The organism is Cellulomonas sp. GTC20042, assembly GCF_055389595.1.
In genome coordinates this window covers 2,984,172-2,998,990 of the sequence record NZ_AP043678.1, presented here as the reverse complement: position 1 = coordinate 2,998,990, position 14,819 = coordinate 2,984,172, and the positions used below count along the sequence as shown (strand labels likewise).

The 14,819-nt window shown below is 74.4% G+C and carries 15 protein-coding genes; 13 read left to right on the top strand and 2 right to left on the bottom strand.

Annotation, left to right across the window (positions count from 1 at the left end):
• Position 1: 1 nt before the first annotated feature.
• On the top strand, positions 2–973 hold the full coding sequence (thrB, locus tag ACZ5HG_RS13885) for a homoserine kinase (protein WP_464177255.1): 972 nt from the start codon (positions 2–4) through the stop codon (positions 971–973).
• A gap of 268 nt (positions 974–1,241) precedes the next feature.
• The gene (rho, locus tag ACZ5HG_RS13880) at positions 1,242–3,389 is read left to right on the top strand and encodes a transcription termination factor Rho (protein ID WP_464177253.1); all 2,148 of its coding nucleotides are present in this window, start codon (positions 1,242–1,244) and stop codon (positions 3,387–3,389) included.
• Between the two features lie 156 nt (positions 3,390–3,545).
• On the opposite strand, the gene ACZ5HG_RS13875 is transcribed toward rho, so the two are convergent.
• Together ACZ5HG_RS13875 and ACZ5HG_RS13870 are read right to left on the bottom strand one after the other, a co-directional pair.
• Positions 3,546–4,694, bottom strand: a complete 1,149-nt coding sequence (locus ACZ5HG_RS13875; RefSeq protein ID WP_464177251.1) for a glycosyltransferase family 4 protein — start codon at positions 4,692–4,694, stop codon at positions 3,546–3,548.
• Between the two features lie 31 nt (positions 4,695–4,725).
• Positions 4,726–5,484, bottom strand: coding sequence for a hypothetical protein (locus ACZ5HG_RS13870; RefSeq protein ID WP_464177249.1), 759 nt, complete (start codon positions 5,482–5,484; stop codon positions 4,726–4,728).
• A 172-nt stretch (positions 5,485–5,656) separates the two neighbouring features.
• Between ACZ5HG_RS13870 and rpmE the strand changes: the two genes are divergently transcribed.
• The 11 genes from rpmE (at position 5,657) to atpA (ending at position 14,817) form a co-directional block, all read left to right on the top strand.
• Complete coding sequence (gene rpmE, locus ACZ5HG_RS13865; RefSeq protein WP_464177246.1) at positions 5,657–5,872, top strand: 50S ribosomal protein L31; 216 nt, start codon at positions 5,657–5,659, stop codon at positions 5,870–5,872.
• A gap of 135 nt (positions 5,873–6,007) precedes the next feature.
• A complete protein-coding gene (gene prfA / locus ACZ5HG_RS13860; RefSeq protein ID WP_464177243.1) occupies positions 6,008–7,099 on the top strand; it encodes a peptide chain release factor 1 in 1,092 nt (363 codons plus the stop codon).
• Between the two features lie 35 nt (positions 7,100–7,134).
• Entirely contained in the window at positions 7,135–8,025 is an 891-nt protein-coding gene (prmC, locus tag ACZ5HG_RS13855) for a peptide chain release factor N(5)-glutamine methyltransferase (protein WP_464182166.1), read from the top strand.
• Positions 8,022–8,702 (top strand): L-threonylcarbamoyladenylate synthase, encoded by a 681-nt coding sequence (locus ACZ5HG_RS13850; protein ID WP_464177241.1) that lies wholly within the window; start codon positions 8,022–8,024, stop codon positions 8,700–8,702. Before prmC ends, ACZ5HG_RS13850 begins: the two co-directional genes overlap by 4 nt.
• Complete coding sequence (locus ACZ5HG_RS13845) at positions 8,699–9,931, top strand: MraY family glycosyltransferase (protein WP_464177239.1); 1,233 nt, start codon at positions 8,699–8,701, stop codon at positions 9,929–9,931. The genes ACZ5HG_RS13850 and ACZ5HG_RS13845 overlap by 4 nt, the downstream gene beginning before the upstream one ends.
• On the top strand, positions 9,928–10,458 hold the full coding sequence (locus ACZ5HG_RS13840) for a hypothetical protein (protein ID WP_464177237.1): 531 nt from the start codon (positions 9,928–9,930) through the stop codon (positions 10,456–10,458). Before ACZ5HG_RS13845 ends, ACZ5HG_RS13840 begins: the two co-directional genes overlap by 4 nt.
• Positions 10,459–10,553: 95 nt before the next feature.
• Entirely contained in the window at positions 10,554–11,372 is an 819-nt protein-coding gene (atpB, locus tag ACZ5HG_RS13835) for a F0F1 ATP synthase subunit A (protein ID WP_464182164.1), read from the top strand.
• Positions 11,373–11,481: 109 nt separating this feature from the next.
• Complete coding sequence (atpE, locus tag ACZ5HG_RS13830; protein WP_464182163.1) at positions 11,482–11,727, top strand: ATP synthase F0 subunit C; 246 nt, start codon at positions 11,482–11,484, stop codon at positions 11,725–11,727.
• Positions 11,724–12,305 (top strand): F0F1 ATP synthase subunit B, encoded by a 582-nt coding sequence (locus tag ACZ5HG_RS13825; protein ID WP_464177235.1) that lies wholly within the window; start codon positions 11,724–11,726, stop codon positions 12,303–12,305. The genes atpE and ACZ5HG_RS13825 overlap by 4 nt, the downstream gene beginning before the upstream one ends.
• A complete protein-coding gene (locus tag ACZ5HG_RS13820) occupies positions 12,305–13,117 on the top strand; it encodes a F0F1 ATP synthase subunit delta (RefSeq protein WP_464177233.1) in 813 nt (270 codons plus the stop codon). Before ACZ5HG_RS13825 ends, ACZ5HG_RS13820 begins: the two co-directional genes overlap by 1 nt.
• A gap of 71 nt (positions 13,118–13,188) precedes the next feature.
• Positions 13,189–14,817 (top strand): F0F1 ATP synthase subunit alpha, encoded by a 1,629-nt coding sequence (gene atpA / locus ACZ5HG_RS13815; RefSeq protein ID WP_464177231.1) that lies wholly within the window; start codon positions 13,189–13,191, stop codon positions 14,815–14,817.
• Positions 14,818–14,819: the final 2 nt, after the last annotated feature.

Here is a 14,819-nt window from a genome sequence, read left to right as displayed (position 1 = left end):
CGTGCGACTGGGAGCCGACCGGGCGCGGGTGCGCGTCCCGGCGACGAGCGCCAACCTCGGCCCGGGCTTCGACGCCCTCGGCCTCGCCCTCGCGCTGCACGACGACGTCGAGGTGCGGGCGCTGGGCTCCGCGGACGTCGTGGTCGACGTGGTGGGGGAGGGCGCGCAGGACGTGCCCACCGGGGAGGACCACCTGGTCGTGACCGCGCTGCGGCACGCCCTGGACCACGTCGGCGCCCCGCAGACCGGCCTGCACCTGACCTGCCGCAACCGCATCCCGCACGGCCGGGGCCTCGGCTCCTCCGCCGGGGCGGTGGTCGCGGGGATCCTCGCGGCGCGGGCGCTGGTCGCCGAGCCGGAGTCGCTGTACGACGACGTCGCGCTCGCCCTCGCCACCGAGCTGGAGGGCCACCCCGACAACGCCGCCCCGGCGCTGCTCGGCGGTGCCACGGTGGCCTGGGAGGAGCCCGCCCCCGGGCAGGGGCGCCCTCGCGTGCGCGCCGCCCGCCTGCCGGTGCACGCCGCGGTCGCCCCGGTGGTGATCGTGCCGCCGGGCAGCCTGTCCACCAAGCGCGCCCGCGGGGTGCTGCCCGCGCAGGTCCCGCACGCCGACGCCGCTTTCCAGGCGGGCCGCTCCGCGCTGCTGGTCGAGGCGCTGGGCCGACGGCCCGACCTGCTGCTGCCCGCCACCGAGGACCGCCTGCACCAGGGCTACCGTCGCGGGGTCATGCCGGAGAGCCTCGCGCTGGTCGACGCGCTGCGTGCGCGCGGTGTCGCGGCGGTCGTCTCCGGCGCCGGTCCGACGGTGCTCGCGCTGGCCCGGGCGGTCCCGGGCGCGACGGGCGACGGTGGCGAGCAGGCCACCGATGCCGACGCGGTCGTCGCCGAGGTGTTCGGCGGCGCGATGGGTGGTTGGCGGGTGCTCCGGCTCGCGATCGACGACGCCGGGGCGCGGGTGAATCGGCTCCCTTGAGCGGAAGGGCCGGTGTATGCTCGGCTCGTTCCCCGGACCTCGTCCACCACTCCCTGCCTTGTCTCGTGCGGTGCCCCGCACCGCGGCGGCACGCAGCGCGGGGGAGCGTGGACGGACACCGCGTCCGGGAACGATCCAGCCCACGCCAGTCAGCGACACCTGCGTGACGCGTGCGGCTCCATCGACGTCCCGGTCCCACGAGGGTGATCGGGCGCGGACCGTCCCTGCGAGTGCGGCGGCGGTCCCTGACGAGGGGGAAGGGTCCTTCGTGACAGACACCATCGAGCCCATCGTGAGCACCGGCTCCGGCGGCTCCGCCCGTGGCGCGGCGATCTCCTCGCTGCGCATGCCCGAGCTCCAGGCCATGGCGGCCCAGCTGGGGGTGACGGGCACCTCCCGGATGCGCAAGAGCGATCTGGTCGACGCCATCGCGGCCAAGACCTCCGGCGGTCCGCGCCGGACCCGCCGTGCCGAGGCGCCCGCGGGCACCCCGGCCACCAGCACCGGGTCTGCGAGCACTGCGCCCGCTGCTGCCGACGCGCCGGCCGTCACCGCGCCGGCCGCCGAGGCCGCCGCCCCGGCCCGTGAGCGTCGCCGCCCGGTCCGGGCCGCCGACACCGAGCAGCCGACCCGCGCCGCCGGCACCGAGCAGCCGGCCCGCGCCGCCGAGACCGAGCAGCCCGCCCGCGACGACGCGGCCCCGGCCCGGTCCCGCAGCGTGGACGTGCTCGCCGGCCTGGAGGCCGTGGAGCGTTCGCTCGACGGCCGTGCCTCCGGGCAGCCCGCCGCCGCGGACCGCGGCGAGACCCGGGGCGACCGCGCGGCCCGCGCCGCCGACGCCGTCGGCTCCGTGACCGGCGAGCGCCGTTCCCGCCGTGCCGGCCGGGGCGCCGGTGCCCCGACCGTCGACGTGACCCTCCCCGAGGGCCCGACCGGCGGTCAGCAGGGCGGCGGCGAGCAGCAGCGCGGCGAGCGCCAGGGCGAGCAGCGCGACCAGCAGCGCCAGGGCCGCCAGGGCGGCGAGCAGCAGCCGCGTCAGCAGCGTGACCAGCAGCAGCGCGGCGCGAGCACGGCCAACGGTGCCGGCACCGGCACCGGCGTCGGCGCCGGCCCGGAGGAGGACGAGCGCGGCGGTCGTCGTCGTCGCTCGCGCGACCGCTACCGCGACCGGGACCGCAAGGGCCGCACCCGCGGTCAGGGCGGCACCGGCGACCTCCCCTACGAGGAGGTCGAGCTGTCCGAGGACGACGTGCTCGTCCCGATCGCCGGTGTGCTCGACGTGCTGGACTCCTACGCCTTCGTCCGCACCTCCGGCTACCTGCCCGGCGCGAACGACGTCTACCTGCCGCTCGGCCAGGTCCGCAAGGCCGGGCTGCGCCGCGGCGACGCGATCACCGGCGCGGTGCGTGCCCCCCGTGAGGGCGAGCCGCAGCCGCAGGCGCAGGGCAACCGGCCGAACAAGGCCAACGCCCTGGTCCGTCTGGACACCGTGAACGGCATGTCGCCGGAGCAGGCGCGTCAGCGGCCGGAGTTCAGCAAGCTCACACCGCTCTACCCGCAGGACCGCCTGCGCCTGGAGAGCGAGTCGAACCTGCTGACCCCGCGGGTGATCGACATCGTCGCCCCGATCGGCAAGGGCCAGCGCGGCCTGATCGTCGCGCCCCCGAAGGCCGGCAAGACGATCATCATGCAGCAGATCGCCAACGCGATCACCGCGAACAACCCCGAGGTCCACCTCATGGTCGTGCTCGTCGACGAGCGCCCCGAGGAGGTCACCGACATGGAGCGGACCGTGAAGGGCGAGGTCATCGCCTCGACCTTCGACCGCCCCGCCTCGGACCACACGATGGTCGCCGAGCTCGCCATCGAGCGCGCGAAGCGGCTGGTCGAGCTGGGCCAGGACGTCGTGGTGCTGCTCGACTCGCTGACCCGCCTGTCGCGGGCGTACAACCTGGCCGCCCCGGCGTCCGGGCGCATCCTGTCCGGTGGTGTCGACGCCTCGGCGCTCTACCCGCCGAAGCGCTTCTTCGGCGCCGCGCGCAACATCGAGCACGGCGGCTCGCTGACGATCCTCGCCTCGGCGCTGGTCGAGACCGGCTCCAAGATGGACGAGGTCATCTTCGAGGAGTTCAAGGGCACCGGGAACATGGAGCTCCGGCTGTCCCGCTCGCTCGCGGACAAGCGGATCTTCCCGGCGGTGGACGTCAACGCGTCCGGCACCCGCCGCGAGGAGATCCTGATCTCCCCGGACGAGCTGAAGATCGTGTGGAAGCTGCGCCGTGTGATGGGCGCCCTGGACCAGCAGCAGGCGATCGAGCTGCTGCTCGGCAAGCTGCGCGAGACCAAGAGCAACGTGGAGTTCCTGCTCCAGGTGCAGAAGACCACGCCGGGCACGGGCGGCAAGAACGACGACTGACGCCCTGCCGGTCGCTCGCGGCCCCGTCCGCCTCGGCTCCGGCCGACGGGTGCGGGGCCGCGCTGCGTCCGGGCTCGTGACCGTCCGGCGCGCGAACGTCCGGCGCGCGAACGTCCGGCCCGTGACCGCCGGGCTCGTGACCGCCGGGCGCGCGCCTCAGAGCCGACGGCCCGCCCGGTGCGCCTCGATCGCCGCGGTGTACCAGCCGACCGTCTCGTCGGTGATCGCGCCGGCCTCGTAGCGTCGCGCGGCGGGGCGCTGCCGCGCGGGGGCGGCGGTGCGGCCCTCGTCGTCGGCGAGCCAGCGCGCCAGGGTGCGGGCGAAGCCCACTGTGTCGGCGGGGTCGACCAGCTGGTCCTCCAGCCCGGCCATCGGCGTGCGGTAGCCGGGGTTGTCGCCGGCGAGCACCACGCCGTTCGCGGCCGCCAGCGCCTCGACCACGGAGATGCCGAAGCACTCGCCGCCGGTGGACGGCAGCACCACGAGGTCGGCCTCGGCGAGCAGCGCCATCTTGTCCTCCTCGGCGACGAAGCCGGGCAGGTCGACCCGGTCGGCCAGCCCCGCGGCGGCGGCCCGGGTGCGCAGCTCGTCCATCAGCGGTCCGCGCCCGGCCAGGGTGAGCGTCCACGGCGGGGTGCCGGGCATCCGGTCCAGGGCGGTGACGGCCTCCAGCAGCTCGCGGGGGCCCTTGCGCTCGACGAGGCGGCCGAGGAACACGATCCGTCGCGGGCGCTCGGCATCCGCCGCCTCGGCCTCCGGCAGGCTCCCCGCCTCGGGCAGCTCCACCGGCGGACCGATGATCGGCACCGGGCGGTGGAACGCCTCGGTGGCGGACTCCTGCGAGGACTCGGAGTTGGCGGTGATCGCGACGAACCGCCGCAGCCGTCGGCGCTCCAGCAGCCCCAGCCCGCGGATGCCCCACCGTGTCAGCGCGTCCTGCGGGTAGATCATGAACGAGCCGACCACCGCGGTGCGGGCGGGGGCCGCGGACACCACCCGTCCGGCGAGCACCGGCGAGTACGGCATGCAGACGTGCAGCACGTCGAAGGGCACCTCGGCCATCAACCGGCGCAGCGCGCGGCGTGAGGCGGGGCGCGGCGTCGACAGCCGGTTGCCGTTGAACTTCACGCTCACGCTCGGCGCCAGCACGTGCAGGTTCGACAGGTCGGTGCGCTCGGTGGTGGAGGTCAGGTAGTGCACCTCGTGGCCGAGGCCGGTCAGCCGGCGCCCGAGGGCGAGCACGATCTGCTGCACCCCGTCCGGCCGGTCGAGTCCGTCGTCGATGACCAGGCCGATGCGCAGCATGGACGCCATCGTAGGCGGCGTGCGGGGCGCCTCAGCCCTGCGGCTCGTGCACCCCGTCGGCGGCGAGCGTGCGGTCCCCGCAGGTGATCTGGTGCGCGGAGCCCGGGTCGAGGGTGACCGTGTCGGAGACCCCGGCGGCCGCCACCGTGCCGGTGAGGTCGATCGCGGTGCGGGTGACCGTGGTCCCGTCGCCGGTGGCGTTCAGCCCGACCAGCGTCGTGGTGCCGTCACCGGTCAGGTCGAGGCAGCCGACGCCGGTGCCGTAGCCGGTGAACCCGAGGTCGAACTGCCAGGGCGCCCCGGCGGCGTCGGTGGCGTCGACCAGCGCGCAGTCGTCCACCAGCAGCAGGTCGGCGAGCCGGCCGTCGGTCAGCAGCACGCCGGGCAGGGTCGCGGGGTCGGGGTGCACGGCCAGCGCGGAGGCGCCGGCGGGCCCGGCCAGGTCGATCGGGTGCGTGAAGGTGGCGCCGGTGGCGGTGGTGACGCCGAGGGTGCGGGTGCCGTCGGTGCCGGAGATCCACAGGGTGTCCGGCAGGTCGTCGCCGTCCAGGTCGATCGTCTCGGCGGCCGACGCCCCGGCGGGGACCCCGGTGCCGGTCGGCGCGCAGCCCGCGGCGGAGGCCGGCGGGGCGGGCGTGGGCGTGGCGGGGGTGGTGGTCGCCGGTGGTCCGACGGTCACCGGTGCGGCGGGCTCGTCGCCGGTGCAGCCCGCGAGGGCGAGGGCGGCGGCGGTGGCCAGGGCCAGGACGGGCAGGAGGGACCGGGTGCGACGGACGGGCGACGTGCTCACCGTCGCGACGTTAGGTCGCGTCCCGCCGCACCGCACCTCGGCGCCGTTCCGGCCCGCCGGGATGATTTCCTGCACCGCCGGCGTTCTGGCACAATGTTCCGTCGGCCTGCGGTTCACGTGCACGGTTCGCGTCGCACGACCCGGAGGCCCTTCCCCGAGGAGAAGAACACCCGTGAAGACTGACATCCACCCCGAGTACGTGGTGACCCAGGTGACCTGCACCTGTGGCAACACGTTCACCACGCGTTCGACCGAGACCTCCGGCGAGATCCGCGCCGACGTCTGCTCCGCCTGCCACCCGTTCTACACGGGCAAGCAGAAGATCCTCGACACCGGTGGCCGTGTGGCCCGGTTCGAGGCGCGCTACGGCAAGAAGTCGGCCAACTAGCGACTCCGACGCCGGTGCCCGGCGGCCCCTCGAGGGTCGTCGGGCACCGGCGTTCGCCATGTCCGGGCCCGTACGCCCGGCACCGCGGCCGTCGATCCCCGCCGGCCGCTCCGCACGCGGGGATCAGAGGGACCGATGAGCGACCGGTTCGCGGCGGCACGACCGCTGCTGGACGAGCACGCCGAGATCGAGCAGCAGCTCGCAGACCCCGCGGTGCACGCGGACGCCGCGCGCGCCCGCACGCTGGGCCGCCGGTACGCCGAGCTGGGCCGGGTGGCCGCCGCGCACCGCGCCTGGGACGCCGCCCGCGCCGACCTGGCCGACGCCACCGAGCTCGCCGAGGTCGACCCGGACTTCGCCGCCGAGATCCCCGCGCTGACCGACGCCGAGGCGGAGGCCGCCGAGCGGCTGCGCCGGGTGCTGGTCCCGCGCGACCCGGACGACGCGCGCGACGTGATCCTGGAGATCAAGGCGGGGGAGGGCGGCGAGGAGTCCGCGCTGTTCGCCGGCGACCTGCTGCGGATGTACCTGCGCTACGCCGAGCGCCGGGGCTGGCGCACGGAGACCCTGGAGTCCACCGAGTCCGACCTCGGCGGCTACAAGGACGTGCAGGTCGCGGTGAAGGCGCGCGGCGCGGTCACCGACCCGGGCGAGGGCGTCTGGGCCAGCCTGAAGTACGAGGGCGGCGTGCACCGCGTGCAGCGCGTGCCGGTCACCGAGTCGCAGGGCCGGATCCACACCTCCGCGGCCGGCGTGCTGGTCTTCCCCGAGGTGGAGGACGAGGGCGAGGTCGAGATCGACCCGAACGACCTGCGGATCGACGTCTACCGCTCCTCCGGCCCCGGCGGGCAGTCGGTGAACACCACGGACTCCGCGGTGCGGATCACCCACGTGCCCACCGGCATCGTCGTGTCGATGCAGAACGAGAAGTCCCAGCTGCAGAACCGCGAGCAGGCGATGCGCGTGCTGCGGGCCCGGCTGCTCGCCGCGAAGCAGGAGGAGGCCGCCGCCGCGGCGAACGCCGCCCGCCGCTCGCAGGTGCGCACGGTCGACCGCTCGGAGCGGATCCGCACGTACAACTTCCCGGAGAACCGGATCGCCGACCACCGCACCGGCTACAAGGCGTACAACCTGGACGCGGTGCTGGACGGCGACCTCGGCCCGGTGGTGCAGTCCGCGATCGACGCCGACGAGGCCGCCCGGCTGGCCGCCGCCGCGGAGCAGTGAGCGTGAGCGAGACCCCCGTGCCGACCCTGCGGCAGATGGTGGAGGCCGCCACCCGGCTGCTCGCCGACGCCGGGGTGCCCTCGCCGCGCCCGGACGCGGTGGCGCTGGCCGCGCACGCCCTCGGCCTGCCCCGCCTCGAGCTGGTGCTGGCCCCGCCGGTGCCGCCGGGCTTCGCCGAGCGGTTCGCCGCCCTGGTGGAGCGGCGTCGGCTGCGCGAGCCGCTCCAGCACATCGTGGGCTCGACGGTGTTCCGCTACCTGAGCATGCACGTCGAGCCCGGCGTCTTCGTCCCGCGCCCGGAGACCGAGGTCGTCGCGCAGGTCGCCGTGGACGAGGCCGCCCGGCTGGTCGCCGCCGGCACCGTCCCGCGCGTCGTCGACCTGTGCTGCGGCGCGGGCGGCATCGCGCTGTCCGTCGCCACGGAGGTGCCCGCCGCCGAGGTCGCCGCGGTCGACGCCTCGCCGGAGGCCGTGGCGCTCACCCGCCGCAACACCCCCGCCGGCACGGCGCTGCGCGTCGAGCAGGGCGACGTCCGCGACGCCGCGCTGCTCGCCGACCTGGACGGCCGGGTGCACGTGCTGGTCTCCAACCCGCCGTACATCCCGCCGGACGCCGTGCCGGTCGACCCCGAGGTGCGCGACCACGACCCGGACCTCGCGCTGTACGGCGGCGGGGCCGACGGGCTGGACGTGCCGCGCGCGGTGATCGCCGCCGCCGGCCGCCTGCTGGTGCCCGGCGGGCTGCTGGTGATGGAGCACGCCGAGGTGCAGGATGCCGCCGCCCGCGCCGCCGCGGAGGCCACCGGTCTGTTCGAGGCCGTCGAGTCGCGACCCGACCTGACCGGCCGCCCGCGGATGCTGGTCGCACGTCGCCGGGGCGAGCCGTCCCCGCGCGCCCAGGTCGACGTGGGAGACTCGCCCGCGTGAGTGCCTCCGAGCCTGACGGCCGCCCGACCGGACCCGTGCTGGACGCCACCGACCCCGCCACCTGGGGACCGGCGATCGACTCCGCGGTGCACACGGTGTCCCGCGGCGGGCTCGTGGTGCTGCCGACCGACACCGTCTACGGCATCGGCGCCGACGCCTTCACCGCGCCGGCGGTCGCCGCGCTGCTGGCCGCCAAGGGTCGGGGCCGGCAGATGCCGCCGCCGGTGCTCATGCCGGACGTGCGCACCCTGGACGGCCTGGCGACCGAGGTGCCGGACGCCGTCCGCGACCTCGCCGCCGCGTTCTGGCCCGGCGGCCTGACGATCATCGTGCGCGCGCAGCCCTCCCTCGCCTGGGACCTGGGCGAGACGCACGGCACCGTGGCGCTGCGGGTGCCGGACCACCCGGTCGCGCTCGCCCTGCTGCGACGCACCGGACCGCTGGCGGTGTCCTCCGCCAACAAGACCGGGCAGCCCTCCGCGCTGGAGGCGGCCGAGGCGCACGAGCAGCTCGGCGACAGCGTGCAGGTCTACCTGGACGGCGGCCGCACCCCCGGCGGGGTGGCCTCCACGATCGTGGACGCGACCGGCGACGGTCTGCGGGTGGTGCGCCTGGGCGCGCTCACCCTGGACGAGCTGAACGCCGTCGCCCCCGTGGCAGGTGACGCCGCCCGGTGAGGGTCTACCTCCTCCTCCTGCTCGTCGCGGCCGCGGCCACCTACCTGCTGACGCCGCTGGCGCGCTGGTGCGCGCTGCGCTGGGGCGCGATCACCGCCGTGCGCGCCCGCGACGTGCACTCGATCCCCACGCCGCGCCTCGGCGGCCTGGCCATGCTGGCCGGCATCCTGGTCGGCCTGGTCATGGCCAGCCGGTTGCAGTTCCTCGAGGACGTCTTCGACAACCCCCGGCCGGTGATCGGGATCGCCGTCGCGGCGGTGATGGTCTGCGCCCTGGGCGTCGCCGACGACATCTGGGACCTGGACTGGATGACCAAGCTCGCGGGCCAGGTGCTCGCGGCCTTCGTGATGGCCTCCCAGGGCGTGCAGCTCTACCAGCTGCCGATCGACGGGGTGGTGCTCGGCTCGGACCGGGTGTGGCTCGGGCTGACCGTCCTGACGGTCGTGGTCGCGATGAACGCGGTGAACTTCGTCGACGGGCTGGACGGCCTGGCCGCCGGGATGATCGCGATCGGCGGCGCGGGGTTCTTCCTCTACTCCTACCAGCTCACCCGCGAGGCCACCCCGGGCGACTACTCCAGCCTGGCGACGCTGATCGTGGCGCTGCTGGTCGGCGCCTGCCTCGGCTTCCTGCCGCACAACTTCCACCCGGCGCGCATCTTCATGGGCGACTCCGGATCGATGCTGATCGGCCTGGTGATCGCCGCCGCCGGCATCCGGGTCACCGGGCAGATCGACCCGGCCATCGCGATGAGCACCCGGCAGTCCTTCCCGGCGTTCCTGCCGATCCTGCTCCCGGTGGCGGTGCTGCTGCTGCCCCTGCTCGACATGGGGCTCGCGGTGATCCGGCGGATCGGCTCCGGGAAGTCGCCGTTCCACCCCGACCGCATGCACCTGCACCACCGCATGCTGGCGCTGGGCCACTCCCACCGGCGCGCGGTGATCATCCTCTACGTGTGGACCGCCGTGTTCGCCGGTGCCGCCACCGCCCTGGTGTGGTTCTCCACGCAGACCGTGCTGATCGGCCTCGGGCTCGGCGTCGCCGTGGCGCTGGCGCTCACCCTCGGCCCGCTGCGGGGAGGCCCCGCGACCCCGCCGGCCCCGGTCGGCCCCGCCCCCGGCACGCCTGCCGGCCCCGCCGGTCCCTCGGGACCCGCGCGCCACGCCAAGGGCCCCGGCGTGCACCCGATGACCGCCCTGACCGACCCCGACCCGAGGACGGACCCGTGACCACCGAGCCCACGCCCGACGCCGCGCCCGAGGGCGCCGACACGCCCGACGCGCAGCGTCCCGGCGATTCACCCGAGGTCGCCGCGGTGTTCCGCACCGCCCTGCGCGACATGGCGGTGTTCGTCGGCGCGGTCACCGTGCTCGGCGTCGGCGTCGGCGCCCTGGTCGCGGGCCTGCCCGGGGTGTGGGGCGCGCTGATCGGCGCGGCCATCGCCCTGCTGTTCTCCGGCGCCACGACGCTCTCCATGCTGCGCACGGCGGACGCCGCGCCGGGCGCGATGATGGGCGTGGTGATGGGCACCTGGCTGGGCAAGGTGGTCGTGGTGATCGCCGTGCTCGCGGTGCTGCGCGGGATGGACTTCTACGACCGTTACGTGCTGGCCGCCGTGGTCGCCGTTGCGGTGGTCGGATCGGCTCTGCTCGACTACCGTGCGGTGTCACGCGGAAGGGTGCCCTACGTCCAGCCCGTCGGAGCGAGCCCGAAGGTCCCGGAACGGGACAACTCGGACACGCACGACGCGCCGTAGGTTAGGCTCCCACCGAACACCCCCACGACGGCCGGGCCCCCGGATGAGCGCACCTGAGCACAGGGACGACCGCCGGAGCCTTCGACCTGTAGGAGATTGCTCTGTCCAGCCTTGCGACGATCCTGCCGCTCGCCGCCGAGGGCGAGTCCGGGTTCCACAAGCCGTCGATCGCCGAGTTCTTCCCGGGACCGTTCCTCTTCGAGGGGACCGTCTTCGAGATCAACCGCATCCAGCTGGTCCGCTTCGTCGCCGTCGCGGTCCTGCTGACCCTGGTGATCATCGCGGCCCGCCGCGCCAAGCTCGTCCCGAGCCGCGGCCAGAACGTGATGGAGATGCTGCTCGACTTCGTCCGGGTCAACGTCGCCGAGGACATCCTGGGCAAGGAGAAGGCGCGCAAGTACGTCGCCCTCCTCACCACGATCTTCTTCGCGGTGCTGGCGTTCAACATCACCGGTGTGGTCCCGCTGCTCAACGTCGCGGGCACCGCCCTGATCGGCCTGCCGATCATGCTGGCCCTCTGGGTCTACGTGATGTACCTGGGCGCGGGGATCAAGGCGCACGGCGCCGGCGGCTTCCTCAAGAACAGCCTGTTCCCCCCGGGCGTCCCGTGGCCGCTGTACGTGCTGCTGACCCCGGTGGAGTTCCTCCAGGTGTTCGTGCTCCGGCCCGTCACCCTGGCGATCCGGCTCATGGCCAACATGGTCGCCGGGCACCTCATGCTGGTGCTCTGCTTCTCGGCCACCCAGTTCCTGCTGTTCGAGGCCAGCGGCGGTCTCAAGCCCTTCGGTGCCCTGACCCTGCTGGGCGGTTTCGCGATCACCCTCTTCGAGGTCTTCGTCGCCGCGCTCCAGGCGTACATCTTCGTGATCCTCACCGCGGTGTACCTCAGCCAGTCCATCGAGTCGGAGCACTGAGCCCCGCCTCACCCACCCCGCGGGGGGCCGCACCGGTCACCCGCCCCAGAACGTGCCACCGGCCGACCGGTCGATGGCCAGACGGAAGGAACGAGCAAGCGTGTCTCTTCTGACGGATCCCAGCGTCATCCTCGCCGCCGAGAACGCCATCTCCGGCAACATCGCGACCGTCGGCTACGGCCTCGCGGTGCTCGGCCCGGGCATCGGCCTCGGCATCCTGATCGGCAAGACCGTCGAGGGCATGGCGCGCCAGCCCGAGGTCGCCGGCCAGCTCCGGACCACGATGTTCATCGGCATCGGCTTCGTCGAGGTCCTCGGCCTCCTCGGCCTCATCACGGGCTTCCTGTTCTCGTGATCACCGCCGCGATTCCTGCGGCGAGCACCCTGGCCGCAGAGGAGACCGTCGAGGGCTGGCGTCTGCTCGTCCCGGCGAGCTACGACATCCTGTGGTCCACCGTCGTCCTCGTGGTGATCGCGGTCGTCTTCTACCGGGTCGTGCTGCCGAAGTTCCAGGCGGTGCTCGACGAGCGGACGGCCAAGATCGAGGGCGGGCTGGCCCAGGCCGAGACCGCCCAGCAGGAGGCCGCCGCGGCGAAGGCCGAGTACGAGCAGCAGCTCCAGGACGCCCGCGCCGAGGCCGGTCGCATCCGGGACGACGCCCGCACCGAGGCCACGCAGATCGTCGCCGAGGCCCGGGAGAAGGCCACGACCGAGCAGGCCCGGGTGGTCGAGACGGCCCAGCGCCAGATCGAGGCGGAGCGCCAGCAGGCGGCCGTCTCGCTGCGCGCCGACGTCGGCTCGCTCGCCACCGAGCTCGCCTCGCGGATCGTGGGCGAGTCGCTCGCCGACGAGGTGCGTCGTACCGCGGTGGTCGACCGGTTCCTGGACGAGCTGGACGCCTCCACCGCGTCCACGGCCGGTCAGGGGCGTTGATGCGCGGCACGAGCCAGGCGTCGCTGACCGCCGCCGAGGGTCGCTTCGAGCCGGTGCTCCGCGCGGCGGCCGGTGAGGGGACGCTGCTCGGCGAGCAGCTCTTCGCGCTGGTCGACGCCCTGGACTCCTCCGGCTCGCTGCGCCGGGCGCTCACCGACCCGTCGACCGCCGGCGACACCAAGGCGGCCCTGGCCGCCCGGCTGCTGGCCGATGCGGACCCGCGGGTGGTCGAGGCCGCCCAGGGCCTGGTGCGTGCCCGCTGGTCCGACGAGGGCGACCTCGCCGACGCCACCGAGCGGCTGGCCTTCGCGGCCGTGCTGTCCTCCGCCGAGGCGGACGGCACGATCGACGAGGTGGCCGAGGAGCTGTTCCGGATCGCCCGAGCCCTGGCGGGCCAGCGCGAGGTCCGCCGGCTGCTGTTCGACGACCGGGTGCACGCCGAGGCGCGCGGCCGGCTGGTCGACCAGCTGATCGGCGACGGCGGCGCACCGGTGACCCGGCTGGTGGCCCGACGTGCCACGGTCGCCCCGCGCGGCCGGCGCTACGTCACCACCCTGGGCCACGTCGGCGACCTGATCGCCGAGCGGCGCAACCGGCAGGTGGCCACGGTCACCAGCGCCGGCGAGCTCGGTGCGGCCCAGCGCGAGCGGCTGGCCGGGATCCTCGAGCGGGTCTACGGCCGCCCGATGCAGGTCCAGGTCACCGTCGACCCGCACGTCCTCGGAGGCCTGCGCGTGCAGGTCGGCCCCGAGGTGATCGACGCGACCGTACTGGCACGACTGGCGGACGTCCGCCGGAGACTGGCGAGCTGACGCACCGCCAGCCCGACCCGAACCACGTTGGGGACCCGCGCGAGACGCGTGCGGAACGACAGGAGAGACACATGCCCGAGCTGACGATCCGGCCGGAGGACATCCGCGCCGCTCTGGACAGCTTCGTCACGACGTACGAGCCGACCGGTGCCGCCACCGAGGAGGTCGGTCGCGTGACGCTGGCCGGCGACGGCATCGCGCAGGTCGAGGGCCTGCCCGGCTGCATGGCCAACGAGCTGCTGCGGTTCGCCGACGGCACCCTGGGCCTGGCCTCCAACCTGGACGTCCGCGAGATCGGCGTGATCGTCCTGGGCGAGTTCACCGGCATCGAGGAGGGCCAGGAGGTCCGCCGCACCGGCGAGGTGCTCTCGGTCCCCGTGGGCGACAACTTCCTCGGCCGCGTGGTCGACCCGCTGGGTCAGCCGATCGACGGCCTGGGCGAGATCGTCCCGGACGCGCGCCGCGCCCTCGAGCTCCAGGCGCCCGGCGTCATGGCCCGCAAGAGCGTGCACGAGCCGCTGCAGACCGGCCTCAAGGCGATCGACACGATGATCCCGGTCGGCCGCGGGCAGCGGCAGCTGATCATCGGCGACCGCCAGACCGGCAAGACGGCCATCGCGATCGACACGATCCTCAACCAGAAGGCCAACTGGGAGTCCGGCGACCCGGAGAAGCAGGTCCGCTGCATCTACGTCGCCATCGGCCAGAAGGGCTCGACGATCGCCTCCGTGCGTGGCGCCCTCGAGGAGGCCGGCGCCCTGGAGTACACGACGATCGTCGCGGCCCCGGCGTCCGACCCGGCGGGCTTCAAGTACCTGGCCCCGTACACCGGCTCGGCCATCGGCCAGCACTGGATGTACGACGGCAAGCACGTCCTGATCGTGTTCGACGACCTGTCGAAGCAGGCCGAGGCCTACCGTGCCGTGTCCCTGCTGCTGCGCCGCCCGCCGGGCCGCGAGGCGTACCCCGGTGACGTCTTCTACCTGCACTCCCGCCTGCTGGAGCGTTGCGCGAAGCTGTCCGACGAGCTCGGCGCCGGCTCGATGACCGGTCTGCCGATCATCGAGACCAAGGCGAACGACGTCTCGGCGTACATCCCGACCAACGTCATCTCCATCACCGACGGGCAGATCTTCCTGCAGTCGGACCTGTTCAACGCGGACCAGCGTCCCGCCGTGGACGTCGGCATCTCGGTGTCCCGCGTCGGTGGTGCCGCGCAGGTCAAGGCGATGAAGCAGGTCTCCGGCACGCTGAAGCTGGACCTCGCGCAGTACCGCTCGCTCGAGGCCTTCGCGATGTTCGCCTCCGACCTGGACGCCACCTCGCGCGCCCAGCTCACCCGTGGCGCCCGCCTGATGGAGCTGCTCAAGCAGCCCCAGTACTCCCCGTACCCGGTGGAGGAGCAGGTCGCGTCGGTGTGGGCCGGCACCAAGGGCCGCCTGGACGACGTGCCGCTGCCCGACGTCCGCCGGTTCGAGGCCGAGCTGCTCGACCACCTGCGCCGCAACACCGACGTCCTGACGACGATCGCCACGAGCGGCAAGCTCGAGGACGCGACCGAGCAGGCGCTCTCCGACGCGATCGACGCGTTCCGCTCCGGCTTCCTCACCGGTGACGGCTCGCCGCTGGTCGGCGCCGAGGAGCCCGAGCAGGAGACGCCGGTCGAGCAGGAGCAGATCGTCCGCCAGAAGAAGGCCTGACC

Bases quoted from the DNA above. Each gene is read 5' to 3' on its own strand.
- ACZ5HG_RS13875 (WP_464177251.1), bottom strand. From the start codon at position 4,694: ATGCTGCGCATCGGCCTGGTCATCGACGACGGACTCGACCGGCCGGAC.
- ACZ5HG_RS13820 (WP_464177233.1), top strand. From the start codon at position 12,305: ATGCGCGGCACGAGCCAGGCGTCGCTGACCGCCGCCGAGGGTCGCTTC.
- atpA (WP_464177231.1), top strand. From the start codon at position 13,189: ATGCCCGAGCTGACGATCCGGCCGGAGGACATCCGCGCCGCTCTGGAC.
- prfA (WP_464177243.1), top strand. From the start codon at position 6,008: ATGAGCGACCGGTTCGCGGCGGCACGACCGCTGCTGGACGAGCACGCC.
- prmC (WP_464182166.1), top strand. From the start codon at position 7,135: ATGGTGGAGGCCGCCACCCGGCTGCTCGCCGACGCCGGGGTGCCCTCG.